The organism is Thalassospira xianhensis MCCC 1A02616 (assembly GCF_003326475.1).
In the GTDB taxonomy this organism is placed as follows: domain Bacteria; phylum Pseudomonadota; class Alphaproteobacteria; order Rhodospirillales; family Thalassospiraceae; genus Thalassospira; species Thalassospira xianhensis.
Genome location: NZ_JPWA01000005.1, coordinates 15,011 through 34,046, shown reverse-complemented (window position 1 = coordinate 34,046; position 19,036 = coordinate 15,011). Strand labels below are relative to the sequence as shown.

The following is a 19,036-nucleotide window of genomic DNA, read 5'->3' as shown; positions in this document are numbered from 1 at the left end:
CCGGCAAGCCGGATGATGAGCCAGCGGATAGCCATATCCGCCACTTGCGACCGGGGTTAATAACCCCGGTCTTTTTCTTTTCTGGTTGGGGCGCGACTTACTTCTGCGGTGAAACAGGTCGATATAATCGGGCGCGGGCTTTTTTTTGTCATAATCGCCTGCGACAAGATGTGCCGGAACCACTGGCAGTTCAGGGCGTTAAAGCTTTATTGCGATCTGCTGTATTAGTGGTTCAGAAGAATTGGAATATGCCGATCCACCGGCATGAGAAGGAGCACAAAGATGATCACGATTTCCCGAGGCTGGCGCAACGCGATGAAGGCTGTTTCGGTATGTGCCTTGCTGGCGACGCCACTTGCCGCCTGTGGACCGCTACAGATGCCGCTGGAAGACCGGACGGGGAATGACCAGTGGCTTGATACCCAGATCAAGTCCGGCATCCTTGGCGAATTCTCCAAGGTTGACCATACCTATCTTATCGATGTGAATGTCGATATCTGGAAGCAGCAGGTGATGGTCACTGGCATGGTCGATTCCAAAGGCAAGTATTATGACGTGATGTCGTTGGTCAAACAGGACAGCCGCATCAAGACTGTCTATGACCATCTTGAAGTCGCCGATGCTGCAACCATCGAGGCATATCACAAGGCCGAAGACGAATATGGCAAAAATGCCGTTCCCGCGGATTCGGCGACCCAGACCGGCTCAGACGTGTGGATCGAAAGTCAGATCAAGGCCTTGTTATTGGCTGAAAAAGGGGTGAGTTCGGTGAACTACCGCTGGCAGTCTGTAAACAGCATCGTCTACATCATGGGGGATGCCCAAAGCAGTGAGGAGCTCGACAAGGTGTTGTCGATCGTTCGCCGCATCAAGGGTGTCAAACGCGTAGTGAGTCACATCGCGACGGTCTGATCACCTTGTGATTAAATGACTTTTTCAAAATCCCGCACAAATCGGCCGGTTTGTGCGGGATTTTTTTTCAAGCTCTGTTGCAAAAGTGTTTGAAAACTATTCGCATGTAGATTACAGGTGAGGTGCCGTAATTAATAACTGATTGCAATTACGCTGATGTATGTTTGCATTTGTAACGCGATAAAAGAACGTGACGTACGCCGTGCCGCCGAAGAAGGTGGTGCCACCCGTCCCGCAGATGTATTCCGTTTTCATGGTTGTGCCCCGCAATGCGGGAAATGCGCCTGCCATATGCGTGCAGAATTGCTTCAGGCAAAAACCTGCGGCAATTGCGATTGCGATGATGCAGCCGCTGTCACCGCAAATGCCGCACCGATTGCTGCCGAATAGGCAGGCACAGCAATTTCATCAGTCTGATAAAAGCCTCCGTAAACGGGGGCTTTTTTTGTTTTGCGGTGATGGAACTATTCGCGGTGCCGTGATGTTGTTTTTTACGAAGTAGCGCTCACTGCCCTCACCCGAATGTTACTTCGGTTGGCTTGTTGTTTTAGTGGCGTGATCAGGATGCAGGCCAACTTGTTCAAATAGTCGTCAAGCGGTCATGATCTGCGCTTGCACCGACTGTTTATACTGCCCCTTTGGACATCTGCATGTGATGGCCAATGCAAAGTTCTTCGGGTTGCGAGCAGACTGATCCGTCTGATCTCACGCACCGGCGCAACATTGCATGTCCTTCCTTTGCCCCGATGTCGCGCCGGATACCTGAAAAGCCGAACCTTGTTTCGGCTTTTCTTTTTCTTTGAGCAAAGCGCGCAAAAAAGAACCCTCGCCCGAGAGGGAGAGGGTCAAGAGCTTCGGTTCAGGGAGGAAACTCTGAGGGAGGCTCCGAAGCTATTCGACAAAGCTGTTGATGCGTTCGCTTAGTTCCGGGTTCTGAAGGGCTGCCTGGGTGATTTCGTTATATTCCTTGATCGACAATCCTTCATCCCGAATGGCTTGAACCATTTCGGCACTGGCTTGCTGGCGGATTTTTTGAACCTTTGCGGGGTCGGTGCTTTCTTGGGCACGCTTTTGCCATTTGTCATTTAGGTCGCGGACCTCAACCGCCACCGCGGCATAACCTTGCAGTTGGCTGTCACTGTAACTGACTGCCGGTGCGGCCTGTTCAGGTTGGGTGCCCTGTGCCTGAGCTTCTGAGGTACTTGTGATCAGGGGACTGGCAGCCCAAAGGGCGAATGCGACAGGGACCAGTACTTTGCACTTCATGGGAAATACCTCTTTGCCGGTTCTTGCATGTCGATGCCGGGCTTGATGCCGACCTTCACCTGACAGACATCGGCCGAAAGCAAAAGGTTCCATAAAAAATGCATTTTTGCGGAACTTAATGCGGCATCAGGCTGTTGTTGAGGCGTCATGACAAAAGCAAACGACGCAACCGATATCAAATGGCGTATTTCGCGTGAAATACCACATTTGCGCAGGTTTGCGCGGTCTCTGGTCTCTGACCGGGATCGTGCGGATGATCTTGTGCAGGACTGTCTGGAACGGGCAATTCGCAAACACCGTCTTTGGCGCCGAACGGGTTCCGTTCGCAGCTGGCTGTTTAAAATACTCTATAATGTGTTCGTAAATCAGTACCGCAAAAAGACGGCCGAAATCCCGATGGATGACGCGGTGCCGGAACTCTCGGTACCTGCGCGTCAGGAAAAACGAATGGTCTGCATGGATATCGGACAGGCCCTGGAGAAACTTCCTCCCAATCAGAAAGCCGTCATCCTTTTGGTCGCTCTTGAAGGCATCACCTATGACGAGGCGGCTGAGGTTCTCGATATATCGGTTGGCACGGTGCGATCCAGACTATCCCGGGGGCGCGACAGTTTGCGCAGCCTTTATTCCGGGAAAACAAACGTGAAGCTCAGGAGGGTGAAATGATCAAGCCACATGAGCCGGTAAATGAAATAGACCTTCTTGCCTATGCGGACGGGACACTTGATGGCGATCCGGCGCGCCGTGCCGAGGTTGAAGAATATCTGAAAGGCCACCCCCAACAGGCGGATCGTGTGATCGCCTTCATGCGTCAGGACGACGAGATTCATCGCCTTTACGATCCCGTGCTGGATGAACCGGTGCCAGAAAGATTGCGCAATGTTTTGGCAGGCGCTCAGTCTGATCGCTATGCACGTGTATTGATGAAGGGCGGAGTTGCCGCCAGTATTTTGTTCGCGGCAACAAGTGGCTGGTATCTTGGTCGGATGATGCCACCTGATCAATTGCATCAACGTAATATGATTGCCGATAGCGCGATTGACAGTTATCGCAAAGGCGCGGCGTTATCAGGATCTTCTGATATATCGTCACCGCAACCGCAATCACCCTATGTTGAGTCATCTGGTTCGGGTTGGTCAAACACGATGTCGTCAATGTCTGGCCATATCGCATTGCAAATGCGTGTTCCGGATCTGTCAGCGCAAGGCTATCACCTGCGTGAAAATCGGGAAATCCACACAGATAACGGCAACGCTGTCCAGATGGACTACGTAAATGAGATGGGTGACAAGCTTGTGTTGTTGCTTCAGCCACGCTGGAATACAGGAGTGTATGATGTCCGGGTGGACGAGCGAGACGGGTTTTCCATCGCGACCTGGGCTGACGGGCCCATAACATTTGGTCTGGCTTCCGGTGTCGATCCTAATCAGGCATATGAGTTGGCAAACTTTATTCGGGAAGCGACACGGTCGATCGAATTTTCCAACCCGGCAAAGCAGCCAGATATCGAAGCGTCCATGACGTCCGAACCTGAAGTCGTGCAAAGCGAAACAGTAACTGATCCAGCGCTATCAGGTGATGTATTCGAAACACCTGTATTTCGTCATAACTGATATGGCGGGGCAATCGCAGGATAACCTGCCCACCTGATGCCACAGGCGGGCAGGCAAAGATATTACCGTTTCCCGAACCGTTCTTCGGCCAATCTATCCGCGACAAAGCCGGTCGAAAGATTTTGACGGCTTGCCCGTTCAAAGATTTCGCGCACTGTCGCACCAATATCTTCGATATGTCTGTTTGTTTCTGAAACAGGCCTGCCTTCGCGGCAATAATAAACCTCGACGACGCCACCGGCATTGATCACGTAATCTGGTGCGTAAAGGATACCTGCCTCGCGCAGCATTTCGCCATGACGGTCCGCTTCGAGCTGGTTGTTGGCCGCCCCGGCGATGATGCGGGCGCGAATTTTATCAATGCTTCGGTCATTCACGATGCCACCCAGTGCGCAAGGGGCGAGAATATCCGCATCGACATAAAGGATTTCGTCAACCGAAATGGGGGTGGCACCGAATTCGTCAACGGCCCTGTTAACGCTGTCTGTATTCAGGTCTGAAACGACCAGACGCGCACCCGCTGCATGCAGCATTAGGCAAAGGTGATATCCCACATTGCCAAGCCCCTGAACCGCAACGCGCAGTCCGGCAAGGTCTTCATGGCCGTTTTTGAACCGGACTGCTTCCTTCAGGCCGATGAACACACCATAGGCGGTAAAAGGGGACGGATCGCCGGTTCGCGCCGGGTCTTTGCCGTCATTGATACCACCGACATGTTTTGTCTGGCTCGCAATCTGTTCCATGTCTGCCGGGTTGGTACCGACATCTTCGGCAACGATGTATCGTCCACCCACCTGTTCTACGGCACGGCCCATGGCGCGGAACATTTCCGGTGTCTTTTGGCTGCGCGGATCACCGATAATGACCGATTTTCCACCACCAAGGGGCAGGTTCGCCAGAGCAGACTTGTAGGTCATGCCACGCGACAGGCGCAGCACATCGTGAATGGCTTCCTGTTCGGATGCATAGGGCCACATCCTGCAGCCACCTAATGAAGGACCAAGATTGGTATTGTGCACAGCAATAATGGTCTTCAGGCCGGTGACCGGATCGCTGGCGAAAACAACCTGTTCATGGCCGTCAAATGCGGGATCGGAAAAAACGTTCATCCTGGTGTCGCCTCCTGGCGCAAGCTCGTTATTCTGCAAGGGTGGGCCCCTTGGTTATTCCTTTATGTTTGACGCTGGGGCCATTTGATCAATTTCAAAATCGCGTTTGAGTTAAAAAAGACCGTTTCCATAAAACGAGCGACAAAAGATGGAATTTTGTGATCGTGGGGGTGAGGCTTTGAAATAATCTTTCGCGTACTGAAATGCGGAGTTAAGGGGGGATGGGCATTTCATGTATTGACTGCTCCGCGTCGCAGGTCTTTTTATCCATGTGAGAGGACGCCCGAAAAACCTACATTCCTGATAATAGGTGCCGCGAAATCTGCAAAGTCGCATCGCCGCAAAAATTTGTGCTGCACCGCAGAATTACGCCATTTCGGACCCAGCCATGCAAAACCGGCACACTTCATTCCGGACCAATTCAATTAAATATGGAATCCAGCCGGACGATTTACGGCTCGTTAAGCCACTTGTTCCACACTGGTGGTTGGGCGTTTCATTTTTATGAAATTCTCGGTTCAGGACACAGCGACGTCTGGGCGGACGTCGCAGGCAAAAGTAAGGAGACCGGGCGGACATGTCTGCTTTTACAGACCCACGCCAGACCGTTTATCAGGTTGAATTGCACAACCAGGCCGTTCGTGAATGCGTCAAAGAAAATCGATCCCACGAGGTTTTTGACGATCGCTGGGCGGATGTGCAAACCCACGAAGTTGCTGCCAAGGACGAATACAAGGCACTTGCCATGATCGAAAACACCTATCCGTCATGCGACGGTTTTGTTGTCGATCACGTCAAACGCCGTGACTAACCGGCAGAACAGGATCTCGGGCCGTTGGCCAAACAACAGGGGCGGGTTTTACCCGCCCCTGTTGTTTATACGATAAGCCAGTGTGTTATTTCGCAAGCGCCCGTTCAAGGAAATCAAGCCGGTCCTGCCCCCAGAACATCTCGCCATTGGCAAAGTATGTCGGAACGCCAAAGATGTTGTCGGCTTTTGCCGCTTCGCAATTGGCGTCGTAGATTTTGGCAACTGATGGGTAATCGGCATGTTCAAGATATTCACCAGACAAGCCGTTGCGGGTCAGGGCTTCTCGAACGACCTGTGGCTCGGCAATGTTGCGATCTCTAAGCCATATATCTCCCATCAGCGTCTCAATCAGTCCGGTCGGATCCTTGCCTTCATCCTGAATCGCGATGATGGTTCGGGCCGCCAATGTTTCATCCACCGGGAACGACGCGGGCTGCAAGTTAATCGGAATATTCAGGAAATCCGCCCAGCGCTTCATTTCGACCATTCGATATTCCTGGCGCGGTTTTGGGCGTTGTGCCAATGGGACGCCACCACCATGCTGCCAGACATCGGCGGCCCGGCAGGGTTTGTGAATAATCGGCGTGTCATGTTTGCGCGCGATCTCGACGACGCGACGAAAACCGAAAAACGACCAGGGCGACTGAACAAAGAAATAATGGATAATCGGCGTAGACATTCAAAGCCTCCGGGGGCTGCGTGTCAGCAGCTCGTTGTTTTACCATGAAGCAAGAGTGCCCGATCTGCTCTGTCACCGTCAAATGATCAGACGGCACATCCCGGATTTGTGATGAAGCTGCGGATTAATAATCCAGCCACCAGCTGTATTCACCCAATCCACCCAGGACAACTCCGTCAAATCCAAGTTTCATGATGCCACCGAGATAACTGTTCTCGCTGCCAAACAGAATATTCTGCCATGCCTGAGACCAGTAATAGACATGGTGTTCCTGGCCCCAACGCGCATCAAGGTTGCCTTCGCCAATAAAGTCGGGGCTGCCTGCACGCCAATTGTTCTGCCAGTAATAGCGATAAGTTTCTGCCGTTCCGATATTCAGATAGGCCAGAATGGTGCGTGGCGTGCCGACTTTCTTATAACGAAGCCGTTTCATGTCCTCGTAAGTCAGTGGGATCGTACCGCGATGGAACGGGTCAATGATCAAGACATCGTAATTGGTGTCAATCAGCGCATTGATAAAGGCCTCTTTGGTGCCATAGGGCGAACTGTCCAGAACAATTCCGTAATTCTTCGCATCACGAATATTGTCAATGACATGCGGATTGGCACCGATCGGCGTGCGCGGCACCTTTGCCAATGTTGAAAGCTGCTTGTCAGGCGGTGGGGCTGCGTAATAAAGGGCATCCAGACCGCTTAGTTTTTGGCGTGCCGCCTGCTGTGCATCGCTTTTATCGGTATAGTCTAGGGCAAAATATTCAAGCCCTGCCGTCTTCAGACGTTCCAGATAGCCTAGGATATATTTGGTCTCCTCGCTATCGGTGGGTTCGCCATATGTATCGTACCCATAAAATGGTGCTTCGATCATGATACCGTCAAGCGCACGCAAATAGTTGCGTGCGGGTTCGGCAGTACCACGCGATGCAAACAATGTGGTTTCGAGATATTCCGTCAGCTCCAGCCCGTTTAACGCAATGATTGAAAAGTCACTGCGATAGGATTTTGCCCATCGGCTGAGCTGGATGACGAGGTTGCGCATTTCATCGGCGAACTGAACATCCGGCTTTTCGGTTCCGGTTGCCTCATTCCGGTTACCCGGTGCGCTTAGACTGTTCGGGGCAGGAACAAATGGTTCAAGCTGCTGGGCACTTGCGTTGTTTGCAATCGGCATTGCACTGGAAAACAGGACGCTGCAGGTCGCAAGGACGAATTTCCACCGAGAGCCGAACAGTAATCTTTTGGGCTCTTGGGAATGATCATCCCTGATCTGATGCCACATTTTTCGCCAGCCTGCTTCTGCCATTATGACCTTGCCTTTACCTGCTGCCGTGACAGGATGTCCTCGACATGGTCTGCTATTGCAAGGCATGCCGTCAATCCCGGTGATTCAATGCCATAGAGTATTACCAAGCCATCAATACCGTGTTTATCGCGATCAGAAATCAGAAAATCGCGTGCAGCTTCACCAGGTGCCTGAATTTTGGGTCGTACACCAGCATACCCCGTTTGCAGGGCAGTTTCGTCAAGCGCGGGATAATATTTACGGATAGCAGCAGCAAATCCTGCGCGCTTTTCTTCCGGAACGTCATAGTTCGGTTCTTCGACCCAGGTCACGTCCGGGCCGAAACGCGCCTGTCCGCCCAGATCAAGGGTCAGATGGATGCCAAGCCCGGCTTGTTCCGGCGCAGGATAAATCAGGGTGGAAAACGGTGCCTTTCCTGACAGGGTAAAATAGCATCCGCGTGCATAATGTTGTGGCGGAATGCTTGGCGCTGGCAGGCCGGTAAAATTATGCGCCAGTGTCTGGCTGTGCAGGCCGCCCGCGATCAGAAGTTCTGCACATGTCAGGCTCATTTCTTGTCCGTCGCGATCACGTGTTTCAATGGTGAAAATATCATTCTCGATCTTCACTGCCGTTACGTCGGTATTCAGAGCCAGGGTCGCACCGTTTGCCTCTGCTTCGCCCAGAAGCGTCACCATCAGTTGATGTGAGTCCACAATACCCGTCGACGGACTTTCGAGGGCGGCAACACAATGCAGCGCGGGTTCGCGTGCGACGGCTTCATCGCGATCAAGCCAGACAAGATCGGTGACACCATTTTCCATGGCACGTTGTTCAATGTCGCGAAGGGCAGGTATCTGATCCTCATGGGTGGCGACAATCAGTTTGCCGGTGCGTTTGTGATCAATGCCGTTTTCTGCACAGTATTGATACAGCATATCTCGCCCTGCAACGCAGAACTTCGCCTTCAGGCTGTCTTTCGGATAGTAGATACCGGCATGAATAACTTCACTGTTCCGGGCACTGGTTTCCGTGCCGATTGCATCGTGGCGTTCAATAATCAGAACTTCCCGGCCGGTTTTGGCCAAGTCACGCGCACAGGCAAGGCCAACAATGCCAGCGCCGATGATGACGGTTTGAATATCGGTGGTCATATTGGAAAAACTGTCCGGGACTTATGAGTTGAGTTGACGGAAATAAACGGCCTGGCCCTGATTGTCCTGACCTTCGCCGGTAACGCTACCTGGATCTTCGCTGGTATAATGGCCACGCGCGGATGCCCCGTCATCGCAGAACACATACCAGCTGCCAAATGGCAACGTGCCGCTTTGATAGGCCCCGCCATCATGACGCCAGATGCCTTCACAATGGCGAAGGTCGCTGTCAATAATCATCGTGCCTTCGCCCGAAGGCTGATCAAATTTAAGCATCCCCTGACCGCGCGACCCTTGCCAGTTGCTGCTGATCGGCAGACCTTCGGGCGGGGTATTTGCGGCATTGCTGTCGGGAAGAGGCGTTGCAGATGGGGTTTCCACAATTTCTGGGACAGCCTGCACGGGAGGGCGCGCACCCCCCTCTGGAAGCTGTATATCAAACCGGACAAAGAAATTGGCGCCATAAAGCTGGGCGTCTACCGCATCAAGTTTCTGGGGCGGTGGTGTAAAGTCTGTCATGGTCTGGCGCGACAATGGGTCACAATAATATCCAAGCAGGCGACTGCCGCGTGTTGTCGGCGTATCGGGATTCCATTGCCCAACAAACGATACACACTGTGATCCTTCGCGAATAAACGGCGTCATTGCAATTGGGCCGTATCGGGTATCCTGTGTGAAATTGTCACCGTTGGCAGAGCTGCGACCACGTAACCCGTCGAACATTTCCAAAAGCTGCTCGGACGGCATTTCATTATTGAATGCAAAACCCGGGGCAGATGTCGAAAAAACGCTTTCGAGAAACAGATCGCCAGCAGCACCTTTCAGGCTGCCTTCTGCCGCCGGGGACAGCCAGCGACCAACGAATACGGTACTGTTTTCACGATATTGTCTCAGAAAGACGGTGGTGACCGGCATATCCGACTTAAATGAAAGCGGACTTTGATCGGCAGGGATTTGTTCGAATCCGCCGGTATCCTGCGCATTTGCAGGTGCCATACCCATCATCATCAAAGTGCCGGCCACCACGCCGCCCAACAGGGCCCCCCGATTGGTCACTTTGCGTCCTTCCTTCATGTTATTGCTGGGGAAATCACTTTTCCCTACTCCTATCTTTACCTGTACGGTGATAGATTGGCTAGGGTCCAGTAGACAACTTGCTGTCGATGAAATTCTTTGTTCTTGATTTTTACGGGCAAAGACGGTCATTGGGGTGAGGGTTTTTTGACCCTGGGGACAGAAAATTGCCTGAATAACGGAGCAAACTGCAATGACGGTGCAAGAGACCGGCGCAACCGGGGAAAGCGCAGGCCAACAAACCGCTACCGCCAAACAGCCAGGCGCGAAGCGCGCCCATGTGATTGTGATCGGTAATGAAAAAGGCGGGTCCGGCAAATCCACAACAGCGATGCATTTGATTGTATCATTGATGAAGATGGGGTTTTCCGTTGGATCGCTTGATATCGATGCCCGTCAGGGAACGCTGACCCGGTATGTTGAAAACCGTATTTCATTTAATGCGCAGAAAAAACTGAAACTGCCCGTTCCGGATCATCGTCCGATTTACCGTAGCGAACTTGAAGACGGAAATGCCGCCAAGCTTGACGAGCGTGATCGCTTTACCGGGGCTCTGGGCGAACTTGTCATGAGCTGCAATTTCGTAGTCATGGATTGCCCCGGCAGTGACAATTACCTGTCGCGCCTCGCGCATTCTTGTGCCGATACGTTGGTGACCCCGATTAACGACAGCTATATTGATCTCGACATGCTTGCGCGTATTGATCCGGATACCCTTGATATCAAGGGGCCTAGTATCTATGCCGAAATGGTCTGGGACGCTCGTAAACGCCGTGCCGCGGTAGATGGTGGCACGATTGACTGGATCGTCATGCGCAACCGTTTGTCGCATCTGGATGCACGAAACAAACGTGATATCGCTGAAATCGTCGATAAGCTGGCCGCTCGCATACGCTTCCGTGTTGCGCCGGGGTTTGGCGAGCGTGTGATCTACAGGGAGTTGTTCCTGAAAGGTCTGACGCTACTGGACCTTCGGGAGAAGGGGGTTGGCATCCCGCTTAGCATGTCGCATATGGCAGCGAGGCAGGAAGTCCGTGCCCTGCTGGAAATAATCGGCTTCACACCAGCGGACGGCGAAGAGTTGCCGATCTGATATAAGCGCCCCTATATCAGGACGATCGTACCCTTGAGTGCCCTGAAAACTGGTTGGTGCCTGTGCCTGAAAACAAAGCGACGCCCAAAACACAAGCCAAGCAGCAAAGCCGTATTACGTCTGATGCGTCAAGTCATACAGACGTAAGCGCCTTTGTGAGGCAGGCCCGTACATTGGCGACTGTTGCCCCGGCTTCCGGCCCGGCACAGGGACGGTTGATCTTTGCAATGGACGCAACGGCCAGCCGTCAGCCAAGCTGGGACAGTGCGGCGGTTCTGCAGGCTGAAATGTTCGATGCCGTCGCAGGCATCGGCAGCACGCTGGACATCCAGCTTGTTTTCTTCCGTGGTATTTCGGAATGCAAGGCCAGTGCCTGGTATCGGGATGCGGCAAGGTTGCGTGACTCCATGACAAAAGTCACCTGTCGTGCCGGGCATACCCAGCTTGCCCGTGTACTTGGACATGTTGAAGGACAGGCGCGCGATAAAAAGATTAATGCCTTGATTTATGTCGGGGATTGCCTTGAGGAAGATATTGATAATCTTGCCGGTCTGGCCGGACAACTGGCGTTGAAAGGCATCAAGGCATTCATGTTTCAGGAAGGATATGACCCGACGGCCGAAACAGCCTTCCGCGAGATTGCCCGGATCACCGGTGGTGCGTTTGCCCGTTTTGATGCCCGTGCGGCGGATCGATTGCGCGAACTGCTTGGTGCAGTTGCGAGTTATGCGGTTGGCGGCATTAACGCCCTTGAGGAATACGGCAATAAAACATCATCGCAGGATGTCAAACTGCTGGGATCTCAGTTACGGAAGCCCCGATAATGCAGTGGTTTTTGTTGGGGATAGGGCTTTTCGTTGCTGCCGGATTTATCATCAGATGGTTATCGTCAGCCGAGCCAAAGGATGTCAGAAAGATCGGATTATGGGGCGTTGTGCTGCTGCTGGGCGGGCTGGCAGCATGGTTGCTTCTGACCGGAAAGCTCGCCGCCATGGTTGCCGCCCTTGTTGCTGCCATACCCTTCCTCGTTAGAATCCTCAAAATCGGCTTAATGTGGCCATTATTGCGCAGGATGTTCGGTTTTGCCCGGTCACGGGGCGGTAGCGGAGGTCGATCAGGACATTCATCTGCCGGTTCGGGCCGGGTATCTGAAATAAAAACGGATTATCTGCATATGTATCTTGATCATGACAGCGGCCAGTTGGGCGGCACGGTAGTGCAGGGCACAATGGCCGGGCGTGATCTAGATACACTCGGGCTTGACGAGCTGCAGACGCTTTATAGCGATTGTTGCGGCGCACAGGATCAAAGCCAGACAGTTCTGGAAACCTATCTGGAACGCCGACCGGATTGTTCGGGATGGCAGAATTGGCAGGCGTCCGGGGGTGCAAATGATAATGGAAACGGCAGGACCGGAAACGATAGCGAGCAAGCTGGCAGTGGATTTCGTAGCGGAGAAATGAATGCGGGCGAGGCCCGAAAAATCCTGGGTGTTTCGGAAGAAGCAACCCGCGAGGATATCAATCGGGCTTATCAGGTCTTGATCAAGGCGGTCCACCCGGACCATGGCGGATCAGATTATCTTGCATCCAAAATCAATGCAGCCCGAAGCCTCCTGTTACAGCTTTGTAAAGATTGAACTGAATAAACAGCGCGTTCGCTTGATCCGCGTTCTTGAAATGTGGCAGAAGCATAAGATTGGCCGAATGCGGATGAGGCGGATATGACGCGGTCAAAACAGAGGAAAAAAGGCATGTCGAAACGAATCAAGAAGGCTGTATTCCCCGTGGCGGGTATGGGAACCCGTTTTTTGCCAGCAACCAAGGCAATGCCCAAGGAAATGTTGCCGGTGGTGGACAAGCCGCTGATTCAGTATGCCGTTGAAGAGGCGATCGCGGCAGGAATCGAAGAATTCATTTTCGTAACCGGTCGCGGTAAAACCGCCATCGAAGACCATTTTGACCGTTCTGCCGAACTTGAAGCAATCCTAATGGAGCGCGGAAAACATGATGCGCTGGAAACCTCGCTTGCGATGATTCCGGAAAACGGTCGTGTGACCTATACTCGTCAGGGCAATCCGCTGGGGCTTGGTCATGCTGTTCTGTGTGCAAAATCTCTTGTCGGTGACGAACCGTTCGTCGTTTTGCTGGCAGATGACCTTATCCAGTCAAAAGTTCCGTGCATGAAGCAAATGGTCGAAAGCTATGGCCGCACCGGTGGCAACATGGTTGCCGTCATGGACGTCCCGCGCGAGGAAACCCAGCGTTACGGCGTGCTTGAAGTCGAAGGCACCAACGGTCGTCTGGTCAGCGCATGTGGCATGGTCGAAAAACCAAAGCCCGAAGACGCACCGTCAACCCTCTCGGCTATTGGCCGCTATATTCTTGATCCAGGCATCTTTGACACCCTTGAAAATATTCCGCGCGGGGCTGGTAACGAAATCCAGTTGACCGACGCACTGGCCGCCATGATCGGCAAAGTACCGTTCTATGGCTATCGCTTCGAAGGCCGTCGTTTTGACTGCGGTAACAAGATCGGCTTCCTCAAGGCGACCATGTCCTTTGCGCTTGCACGCGAAGACATGCGCGATGACGTTCGCAACCTCATTCACGAGTTCGCCGAAGGCGAAGCTGCAGAATAACAGATATCAATTTCAGGTATGCAGGCAGGAGCCGGGACAGACTCCTGCCTGCGATTATCACTACCAGGGTAAAAATTCATGCGCGTAGCAATGATCGGTACCGGATATGTGGGGCTCGTTTCCGGTGCCTGTTTCTCGGAGTTCGGCACAGAAGTCATTTGTGTGGACAAGGACGAAAACAAGATTGCCCGTCTCGAAGACGGTATCATGCCGATTTACGAACCGGGGCTGGATGTCCTTGTCGAGAACAACGTGAAAGCCGGGCGCCTGAAATTCACCACCGACCTTAAGGAAGGGGTGAAAGGTGCTGAGGCGATCTTTATTGCGGTGGGAACACCGACCCGTCGAGGTGATGGTCACGCCGATCTCAGGTACGTTTATGCTGCCGCCGAGGAAATTGCCGACGCCATCGAAGGCTTCACCGTAATCGTGACGAAGTCAACAGTGCCTGTGGGCACAGGTCGTGAAGTCGAACGCATTATTCGTCAACGGCGTCCGGATGCGGAATTTGCGGTGGTTTCGAACCCTGAATTCCTGCGTGAAGGATCGGCAATTGGTGATTTCATGCGGCCCGACCGCGTGGTCATCGGGACAAGTGATGAACGTGCGCGTGACGTCATGCGTGACTTGTATCGTCCGCTTTATCTGATCGAAACGCCGATTGTTTTCACCACGCGTGAAACGTCGGAAATGATCAAATACGCAGCCAATACCTTCCTCGCCGCCAAGATCACCTTCATCAACGAAATCGCGGATCTTTGTGAAAAGGTTGGTGCCGACGTTCATGATGTTGCGCGCGGTATCGGGCTTGATGGTCGTATCGGAAAGAAATTCCTGCATCCGGGGCCAGGGTACGGCGGCTCATGCTTCCCGAAAGATACCCTGGCATTGGTTCGCACCGCGCAGGAACATAATAGCCCGTTGCGTATTATTGAAACTGTGGTCGATGTGAATGCAAGACGCAAAAAAGCCATGGCCGACCGCATCATTTCGGCCTGTGGTGGCTCGGTTTCGGGCAAAACCATCGGCATCCTTGGTCTGGCATTTAAGCCAAACACCGATGATATGCGCGACGCGCCAAGCCTTGATATTGTTCCTGCCCTGATTGCTGCCGGTGCAACGGTCCGGGCATTCGACCCGGAAGCCATGGAAGAATCCCAAAAGCTTCTTGAAGACATCGTTTACTGCGAAAGCGCCTTTGAAGCACTTGAAGGTGCCGACGCGATGGTGGTCCTGACCGAGTGGAACGAGTTCCGCGGCATGGATCTGGATCGCATCAAATCAACCTTGAAACACCCGATCGTGGTGGATTTGCGAAATGTATATGACCCCGCTGAAATGGCAGAACATGGTTTCAGCTATTCCTGCATCGGGCGGGCATCAATCGGAGGCTAAGTTAGACTATGACCATCTCTGCCGGACACAATTTTGATCCTTCCGTGCTGCGCGAATATGATGTGCGCGGTATCGTGGGCAAAACCCTGCATGCGGCCGATGCGCTTGCTCTTGGCAAGGCATTTGGTACGAAAGTGCGCCAGTCTGGCGGAAAACGGGTTGCCGTTGGCCGGGACGGACGGCTGAGTTCGCCCGAACTGGCAAGTGCGCTTGTCGAAGGGATCGTTTCGACCGGTTGTGATGTTGTCCGGATCGGTCGTGGACCAACCCCGATGCTGTATTTCACGGTTTACGATCAGAAAACCGATGCTGGCATCATGGTGACTGGTTCGCATAACCCGTCAAATTACAATGGCTTCAAGATGCTCAATGCCGGGAAATCGGTTTTTGGCGAAGCCATTCGGGAACTGGGCCGGATTGCCGCGTCGGGCGATTTCGAAACCGGAAATGGCGCAATTAGTGACATCGACATCGAAGATCGTTATGTCGAACGTTTGCTGGCCGAACTGGATTGCGATGTTGCCAAGCCGATGACAATTGTCTGGGACTGTGGCAATGGTGCCGCGGGCGATGTGGTTCGCAAACTGACCGCAAAGCTTCCGGGCAACCACCATCTGCTGTTTGACGAGATCGATGGCACATTCCCCAATCACCATCCGGACCCGACGGTTGAAGCCAACCTGGTCGATCTGAAGGCCAAAGTGGCGTCACTCAATGCGGACTGGGGCGTTGCCTTTGATGGTGACGGTGACCGTATCGGTGTTGTTGACGGGCAGGGCCGTGTTTTGTGGGGCGATCAGCTGCTGCAGATTTATGCCGCCGATGTTCTCGGGCGTCTGCCGGGCGCATCGATCATTGCCGACGTCAAAGCCAGCCAGACACTGTTTGACGAGGTCACCCGTCTTGGCGGCAATGCCATCATGTGGAAGACCGGCCATTCGCTGATCAAAACCAAAATGGTTGAGTCAAAGGCACCGATCGCCGGCGAGATGAGTGGCCATATTTTCTTTGCCGAACGCTACTATGGCTATGATGATGCGATGTATGCCGCTGTGCGACTGTATCGCATTCTGGTTCAAAGCGGCAAAAGCCTTGATGACTGGCGCGATGCGATGCCTGTTGCGGTTAATACCCCGGAAACCCGTATCGACTGCCCGGATGACCGCAAGTTTGCCCTGATCGAGGAAGTGCGTGGTCGCTTGTCTGATGCTGGTGCCGAAGTCAGTGGGATCGATGGTGTGCGTGTCAGCACGGATGACGGTTGGTGGCTACTGCGTGCTTCCAACACCCAGCCAGCAATCGTTGCCCGTTGCGAAGCCGCCGATGAAAACGGTCTTAATCGTTTGAAAACGCAAGTCACCGCACAGCTTCAAAAAAGCGGTCTGACCTCGAATGATTTCTTTGCGCCGGGTGGTGGCCACTAGGCTGCTTTGCCGGATAACAAAAAAGCCCGCTGAATTGCTTCAGCGGGCTTTTTGATTTGTATGTCCGGAATATTATCCCGCGTCACCGGCATTAACCGGGATACAGGCGACCTTTTCCTTGCGAAGGGCGGCACAGGCGCTGCGCGCCTCCTGTTCACCACCAAATCCAAGCAGACGGGCGCGGTAGACAACACCCGATCCGTTGCTTTGCTGTTCAACCGCCGCACGGGTCAGGCGCAGAACATCCGGTGCTGTGCGTGCCGCGGCAAGGACGGCTTCCTGTGCGCGTCGCTGATCGCTAAATGCACCAACCTGAATGCCCCAACCACCAGTTTCAGGCGAAAGGCGGGCAACAACGGTTTCAGTGTCGATGCGGCCGGGCTGTTCGACCTCGTTCGCATTGTTCTGTTTGGCCATCAAAAGCTGTGTATCAGCCGGAAGAATTTTGCCATCGGGGCTGATGCGAGGACGCGGCGCGATAATCTCGCCATCTTTCTTGAGGTCAAGATACGCCTGATCAAGAAGCTTCTTCATCTGGTCATCGCGCGACCGGGCCGTCCGTCCACCAAAGACAACACCAATCAACCGGCGGCCATTGCGATTGACCGAGGCTACAAGGTTAAAGCCCGACGCATTGATATAGCCGGTCTTGATCCCGTCGGTTCCGTAATAGGACGCCAGAAGGTTGTTATGGTTGCCATAAGTACGCTTGCCATAGCTGAACTTCTGGGTACTAAAATAATGGTAATAGTTGCCGTAATCCTTCCGCAGCGACACGGCAAGGCGGATCATATCGCGCGCCGTGGTCAACTGGCCGCGGTTCGGAAGACCCGATGCATTGCGGAAGGTGGTGTTTTTCATGCCGATCTGACGCGCCTTGGCTGTCATCATCTGGGCAAACTTTATCTCGGTCCCGCCAAGATGTTCGGCGACGACAACGGCAATGTCATTTGCCGATTTCGTCACGAGCGCCAGAATGGCATCTTCGACCGAAATTTTTTCACCGGGCTGAAGACCAAGTTTCGAAGGCGCCTGGCCCCATGCACGTTTGGAAACTTCCATGCGGGTCGAAAGCGATACCTTGCCGGAATCAAGTGCATCAAACAGCATGTAAAGCGTCATGATCTTGGTCAGTGACGCCGGATAAACTTTATGATCGGCGCGATACTCATGCAGAACATCGCCGGTTTCGGCATCGATAACCATCGCGGTATAGGTACGCGCCATCGCAGCCGACGTTGTAAACACAACAGCAGCAATGATCAGCATCATCACGGACAGGGCACAATAAATCCTGCGACCTTGCAATTGCCACATCGATTGACTTTCATCATTTCTAACGGTGGCCATCGCTTTTGGCCCAAGACGGGTCTTAAAACGCATTTGACGGGCTCGGTTTTACGGTGATCCCCAAGACGAAATATGATCAGTATCTCATCGCGGCATTAAAAAAATGCTTAACACGTGTCCCGATAAACTGATTTGCCGCCTTGTTGCGGTCTCATTTTTTCGTCAGTCTCAATTTATATCCGGCAAAAGGTTAAAAATCGAGGATCGAATGCGTAAAAAAATAATGTCTGTTGTCAGTAAGATAAGAACAAAATCATCAATTTTAAGAGGAAGTGCCCTTTCTGCAGCCGGACTGATTGCTCTTTCAGCATGCAGTTTTACCGGTACAAGCGATATCGAAAATCCCCTGGTGCGCAAAGGAACCTGGTTCTCGTTTATCAATGCGGATGACATTCGAACCGCCTGTTCTGCCGGGGACGCAGAAGGACGGATTCGCCTTGTCTACAATGCTGATTATTATAAGGAAACGCGCAGCTACGATCTTATTCCCAAGAACGGCGCAGAGCAGTTTGAAATGGTGTCACGGATATTTGGTCCGCTTGATGTCAGCGAGGTGAATGTCGAGGTAACAGCACCTCTTGGTGCTTTCGGTGGTACAGAATCGCGGGAAAACCTGTCGCGCGGGCAATATCTTGCCCTAACCGACGCGCTTCAGTCCGACGGTTTCGGATATCAAAGCCGTGACGGATTGCGCCTGCATTCCGACGACTATTACTGGGTTGCGATCGGATGTTCGTCACAAAGCATCACGCTGGCAGCCTGGACGTCTGCCAAGGACGATTTGCGCGCTTTAACTTTCCCGAATGTACTGGAAAATCTTTCGGGGTTGGAAAAACCATTGCCCCAGCCGCCAGCATTCGGTACGCCAAAGCAGCCTGATCCGTTTTACAGCAAGAATGACAAGCAGGCCGAGTCTCGCTATTTCTATCGCACGGTTCGCGGAAATCAGCTGCGATAAGAATTTTCAGGGCAAAGAACACCAACAAAAATGGCACGTAATATCACGTGCCATTTTTTGTTTTCATGACTGCTGAATATAAGGATTAGCGTAACTTTCCATCTAAGCAATTGAACGAAATCCGGTTTTTGAAAATCGATTTTCGTGATTACAGATCGTCAGGTTCATCGGCCCAGATTAACGTAATCCTTCAAATAAAAATGTCACCAAAGCCACCTTGACGGGGTGTGGTTATTCCATCTAGGGTTATGTTGCGATGCAGCATTAATTTGAATGCC

General features: G+C 52.8%; 19 protein-coding genes. 12 read left to right on the top strand and 7 right to left on the bottom strand.

Annotated elements, in window-relative coordinates; genetic code table 11:
- Positions 1-282: 282 nt before the first annotated feature.
- On the top strand, positions 283-912 hold the full coding sequence (locus TH5_RS05975; protein WP_062959491.1) for a BON domain-containing protein: 630 nt from the start codon (positions 283-285) through the stop codon (positions 910-912).
- 156 nt (positions 913-1,068) lie between these two features.
- Positions 1,069-1,302 (top strand): (2Fe-2S)-binding protein, encoded by a 234-nt coding sequence (locus TH5_RS05970; RefSeq protein WP_062952065.1) that lies wholly within the window; start codon positions 1,069-1,071, stop codon positions 1,300-1,302.
- A gap of 501 nt (positions 1,303-1,803) precedes the next feature.
- Here the strand turns inward: TH5_RS05970 and TH5_RS05965 are convergent.
- A complete protein-coding gene (locus TH5_RS05965; protein ID WP_167443476.1) occupies positions 1,804-2,178 on the bottom strand; it encodes a DUF4168 domain-containing protein in 375 nt (124 codons plus the stop codon).
- Positions 2,179-2,325: 147 nt separating this feature from the next.
- Between TH5_RS05965 and TH5_RS05960 the strand changes: the two genes are divergently transcribed.
- Together TH5_RS05960 and TH5_RS05955 are read left to right on the top strand one after the other, a co-directional pair.
- Positions 2,326-2,844 (top strand): RNA polymerase sigma factor, encoded by a 519-nt coding sequence (locus TH5_RS05960; RefSeq protein WP_114121092.1) that lies wholly within the window; start codon positions 2,326-2,328, stop codon positions 2,842-2,844.
- A complete protein-coding gene (locus TH5_RS05955; protein WP_114121091.1) occupies positions 2,841-3,791 on the top strand; it encodes an anti-sigma factor family protein in 951 nt (316 codons plus the stop codon). The genes TH5_RS05960 and TH5_RS05955 overlap by 4 nt, the downstream gene beginning before the upstream one ends.
- Before the next feature lie 62 nt (positions 3,792-3,853).
- On the opposite strand, the gene TH5_RS05950 is transcribed toward TH5_RS05955, so the two are convergent.
- A complete protein-coding gene (locus TH5_RS05950; protein ID WP_114121090.1) occupies positions 3,854-4,900 on the bottom strand; it encodes a Glu/Leu/Phe/Val dehydrogenase dimerization domain-containing protein in 1,047 nt (348 codons plus the stop codon).
- Between the two features lie 577 nt (positions 4,901-5,477).
- Between TH5_RS05950 and TH5_RS05945 the strand changes: the two genes are divergently transcribed.
- The gene (locus tag TH5_RS05945; protein WP_007090314.1) at positions 5,478-5,711 is read left to right on the top strand and encodes a hypothetical protein; all 234 of its coding nucleotides are present in this window, start codon (positions 5,478-5,480) and stop codon (positions 5,709-5,711) included.
- 85 nt (positions 5,712-5,796) lie between these two features.
- Here the strand turns inward: TH5_RS05945 and TH5_RS05940 are convergent, their stop codons facing one another.
- From TH5_RS05940 to TH5_RS05925, 4 genes are all read right to left on the bottom strand, one after another.
- Positions 5,797-6,390, bottom strand: coding sequence for a 2-hydroxychromene-2-carboxylate isomerase (locus TH5_RS05940; protein ID WP_114121089.1), 594 nt, complete (start codon positions 6,388-6,390; stop codon positions 5,797-5,799).
- 124 nt (positions 6,391-6,514) lie between these two features.
- Positions 6,515-7,690, bottom strand: coding sequence for a hypothetical protein (locus tag TH5_RS05935; protein ID WP_244204831.1), 1,176 nt, complete (start codon positions 7,688-7,690; stop codon positions 6,515-6,517).
- The gene (locus TH5_RS05930) at positions 7,690-8,823 is read right to left on the bottom strand and encodes an NAD(P)/FAD-dependent oxidoreductase (RefSeq protein ID WP_114121088.1); all 1,134 of its coding nucleotides are present in this window, start codon (positions 8,821-8,823) and stop codon (positions 7,690-7,692) included. Before TH5_RS05930 ends, TH5_RS05935 begins: the two co-directional genes overlap by 1 nt.
- A 21-nt stretch (positions 8,824-8,844) precedes the next feature.
- The gene (locus tag TH5_RS05925) at positions 8,845-9,879 is read right to left on the bottom strand and encodes a hypothetical protein (RefSeq protein WP_244204830.1); all 1,035 of its coding nucleotides are present in this window, start codon (positions 9,877-9,879) and stop codon (positions 8,845-8,847) included.
- A 211-nt stretch (positions 9,880-10,090) separates the two neighbouring features.
- Between TH5_RS05925 and TH5_RS05920 the strand changes: the two genes are divergently transcribed.
- The 6 genes from TH5_RS05920 (at position 10,091) to pgmG (ending at position 16,450) form a co-directional block, all read left to right on the top strand.
- Positions 10,091-10,990 (top strand): division plane positioning ATPase MipZ, encoded by a 900-nt coding sequence (locus tag TH5_RS05920; RefSeq protein WP_114121086.1) that lies wholly within the window; start codon positions 10,091-10,093, stop codon positions 10,988-10,990.
- Between the two features lie 62 nt (positions 10,991-11,052).
- Positions 11,053-11,814 (top strand): VWA domain-containing protein, encoded by a 762-nt coding sequence (locus TH5_RS05915; RefSeq protein ID WP_244204829.1) that lies wholly within the window; start codon positions 11,053-11,055, stop codon positions 11,812-11,814.
- A complete protein-coding gene (locus tag TH5_RS05910; protein WP_244204828.1) occupies positions 11,814-12,629 on the top strand; it encodes a J domain-containing protein in 816 nt (271 codons plus the stop codon). Before TH5_RS05915 ends, TH5_RS05910 begins: the two co-directional genes overlap by 1 nt.
- A 114-nt stretch (positions 12,630-12,743) precedes the next feature.
- On the top strand, positions 12,744-13,631 hold the full coding sequence (gene galU, locus TH5_RS05905; protein WP_114121084.1) for a UTP--glucose-1-phosphate uridylyltransferase GalU: 888 nt from the start codon (positions 12,744-12,746) through the stop codon (positions 13,629-13,631).
- A gap of 78 nt (positions 13,632-13,709) precedes the next feature.
- The gene (locus TH5_RS05900; protein ID WP_114121083.1) at positions 13,710-15,026 is read left to right on the top strand and encodes a UDP-glucose dehydrogenase family protein; all 1,317 of its coding nucleotides are present in this window, start codon (positions 13,710-13,712) and stop codon (positions 15,024-15,026) included.
- Positions 15,027-15,034: 8 nt separating this feature from the next.
- Positions 15,035-16,450, top strand: coding sequence for a phosphoglucomutase/phosphomannomutase PgmG (gene pgmG, locus TH5_RS05895; protein ID WP_114121082.1), 1,416 nt, complete (start codon positions 15,035-15,037; stop codon positions 16,448-16,450).
- Between the two features lie 72 nt (positions 16,451-16,522).
- Here pgmG and TH5_RS05890 read toward each other — a convergent pair whose 3' ends face one another.
- Positions 16,523-17,833, bottom strand: a complete 1,311-nt coding sequence (locus TH5_RS05890; RefSeq protein WP_244204827.1) for a D-alanyl-D-alanine carboxypeptidase — start codon at positions 17,831-17,833, stop codon at positions 16,523-16,525.
- A gap of 316 nt (positions 17,834-18,149) precedes the next feature.
- Here TH5_RS05890 and TH5_RS05885 point away from each other — a divergent pair, with 316 nt between their 5' ends.
- Positions 18,150-18,758, top strand: coding sequence for a hypothetical protein (locus TH5_RS05885; protein WP_244204826.1), 609 nt, complete (start codon positions 18,150-18,152; stop codon positions 18,756-18,758).
- The last annotated feature ends 278 nt before the right edge of the window (positions 18,759-19,036 follow it).